The sequence below is a fragment of the Streptomyces sp. NPDC006265 genome (assembly GCF_040613555.1).
Classification (GTDB): Bacteria; Actinomycetota; Actinomycetes; order Streptomycetales; family Streptomycetaceae; genus Streptomyces.
In genome coordinates this window covers 1-2,908 of the sequence record NZ_JBEXSH010001027.1, presented here as the reverse complement: position 1 = coordinate 2,908, position 2,908 = coordinate 1, and the positions used below count along the sequence as shown (strand labels likewise).

Here is a 2,908-nt window from a genome sequence, read left to right as displayed (position 1 = left end):
ACCATGAGCCAGCTGGCGGCCGCGCTCTTGGTGCGCGGCGTCTCCACGGACCACCTTGTGGGGCTCTGCGCGGAACCCTCGGTGGACCTCCTGGCCGGCATCCTCGGCATCCTCAAGGCGGGGGCGGCCTACGTGCCGATCGACCCGCTCGCCCCCGTGGACCGCATGACCCACCTGGTCGAGGACAGCGGGCTGCGCGTACTGGTGACCACTGCCGAGCTGCACGCCCAGCTGCCCGGCATGGCGCTCGACGGCGTGGACGTGGTGCACGCGGAGACGGCGGGACCCGTCGGGGACGAGGGCGCCGCACCGGGCGCGCGGCGCCCCGACCCGGCCGTAGACCCGGCACAGCTCGTGTACCTCATGTACACCTCCGGGACGACGGGCAGGCCCAAGGGCGTCGGACTGCCCCACACGGCCGTGACCCCCTGGATGCGGTGGGCGCAAGACATCCGGCCCATCGGCGAGGGCACCCGGGTCGTGCACAACCTCGCGTACCACTTCGACTGGTCCGTGGAGCAGATGTTCCACGCGCTGACGAGCGGGGCCTGCCTGGTCATGCTGCCGCTGGACGTGCGCGCGGACCCCGAGGCCACGGCCCGGTTCGTGAACGAGCACGACATTCACATGCTGTACCTCACGCCCACCCAGATGCGGGCGGTCACCGGCGTGGGCGCCCCACTGCCGACCCTGCGGCACGTCTCCCTGGGCGGCGAGAACCTGAGCGGAGACCTGGTCGCCCGCATCCGCGAGGTCGTGTCGCCCGAGTGCCTCGTCTGGAACGAGTACGGCCCCACGGAGACCGCCGGTGTGGCGCTCGCCGGGCGCATGGGCCAGGCCGCGGAGGACCGCGCCTCGATGCCGCTCGGAGAGCTCGTCTCCAACGCCTCCTGCGCCGTCGTGGACCGCTGGGGAAACCAGCAGCCGATCGGTGTCCCCGGCGAGCTGCTGGTCGGCGGGGACGGCGTGGCCCGCGGCTACCGCAACCGTCCCGGCCTGACCGCCGAGCGCTTCGCCCCGGACCCCGCGAGGCCCGGTCGCCGCCTCTACCGGACGGGCGACACGGTGCGCTGGCTGCCGGGCGGCGAGATGGAGTTCCTCGGCCGCACCGACCACCAGGTCAAGATCCGCGGCGTACGGGTCGAGCTGGAGGAGATCGAGTCCGTGCTGCGCGGCCACCCCGGCGTGGCGAACGCGGTGGTGGTCCTGGAGCCCGGCGAGCGGCTCGTCGCCTATCTCGTACCGGCCCCGCAGGGCGGCCCGGACGATCCGGAGCTGCGCTCGTACCTGGCGCCCAAGCTGCTCGCGGTCATGCAGCCCGCCGTCTTCGTCCGGCTCGACACGATGCCGACCTCGGCCACCGGCAAGGTGGACCGGGCTCGGCTGCCCCGGCCCACCGACCAGCCCCCGGCCGAGGTCGTGGTGGTCCCGCCGAGCACCGAGACGGAGCTCGCCGTCGCCGCCGTGTGGAGCGAGGTGCTGAAGCGCGACGTGGTCGACGTGAACACCACCTTCTTCGAACTGGGCGGAGACTCGCTCACCCTGCTGTCCGTCGTGGAACGGCTGCGTGCATCCCAGGACCTGGAGATCCCGGTGCGCGCCGTCGTGGACACTCCGACCGTCGCGGGACTCGCCGCCCGGATCGACACACTGCGCTGGACCCTCGCGTCTCGGGAGACCTCCGTCGAAACGACCGGCGCGCGCGAGCTGGGTGAGCTGTGACCCCACACGTGTCCGAAAGCGTCGTCGACCTGCTGCTGTCCCTGCGCGCGCAGGGCATCGCCCTGTGGGCCGAGCACGGAAAGCTGCGGTTCGACGCCCCGGCCGGCGCGATGACCCCCGCCCTGCGCGAGAGGCTCGTCGCGCGCAGGGCGGAGATCGTGGCCTTCCTCGCCGAAGTCGACCTGGCCGAGCGCAGCACCGTGCGGATCGCCATGACCGACGGCGTGGGCCTGGCCGCCGACCTGTACCGCCCCAAACGTGAGGGCGTGGTGACCGAGGAACCCCTGCCGGTCGTCTGGTGCCACGAGCGTTACCGCCGGGCCGAGCATGTCAGCGGAGGAGTGCTGACCAAGCTGGACAGCCAGCCCTGGCTCAGGGAGCTCCTCCGGCATGGCTACGTGGTCGGCGTGGTCGATGTCCGGGGCGGCGGCGCGTCGGAGGGCACCCGTCCCGTCGAGTTCGACCCTCAGGAGGCCCGGGACGCCCACACGGTGACCGAATGGCTGGCGGAGCAGCCCTGGTCCACCGGGCGCGTCGGCATGTTCGGCATGTCGTACTCGGGGATCAGCCAGCTGCTCGCCGCCGGTACGGCACCCCCGCACCTGGCGGCGATCGTCCCGCAGATGGCGATGTTCGACCTCTACGCGTTCCTGCGCCCCGGCGGGGTCTTCCGGGACGACTTCGCCCGCAACTGGGGCGAGACCGTCCGCAGGCTCGACACGGAGGCGGGCGTCGCCGCTGCGGGGGAGCCGGACATCGACGGGCTCGTGGCCGAACACCGCCTCAACGCCCGGGTGTTCGAGCAGGCCGCGGCGCTGGAGTTCCGGGACAGCACGGACCGGGCGAGCGGCCTCGCCCTGTACGAGCACATCAACCCGGCCGCCGCACTCGCGGACATCAGCGCCTCCGGCGTCCCCGTGTGTCACCTGACCGGCTGGTACGACATCTGGGTGCGCGACACGACGCTCTGGTACCGCAACCTGACCAACCCCCAGCGCTTGGTGATCGGCCCTTGGAGTCACAACAAGTGGTCGGACGAGGACATCGCCCGTGAACACCTGCGCTGGTACGACCACTGGCTCAAGGGCATCGACAACGGGGTCACCGACGAACGGCCCGTCCGGTACTTCACCATGAGCGCACCGCCCGGCACCGAGTGGCGCACCGCGAGCCGGTGGCCGCCGCC

General features: G+C 72.4%; 2 protein-coding genes. Both read left to right on the top strand.

Annotation, left to right across the window (positions count from 1 at the left end; genetic code table 11):
* A partial coding sequence (locus ABZ281_RS44600) for an amino acid adenylation domain-containing protein (protein WP_356664014.1) occupies positions 1–1,722 on the top strand: 1,722 nt, incomplete at its 5' end.
* Between the two features lie 8 nt (positions 1,723–1,730).
* A partial coding sequence (locus tag ABZ281_RS44595) for a CocE/NonD family hydrolase (RefSeq protein ID WP_356664012.1) occupies positions 1,731–2,908 on the top strand: 1,178 nt, incomplete at its 3' end.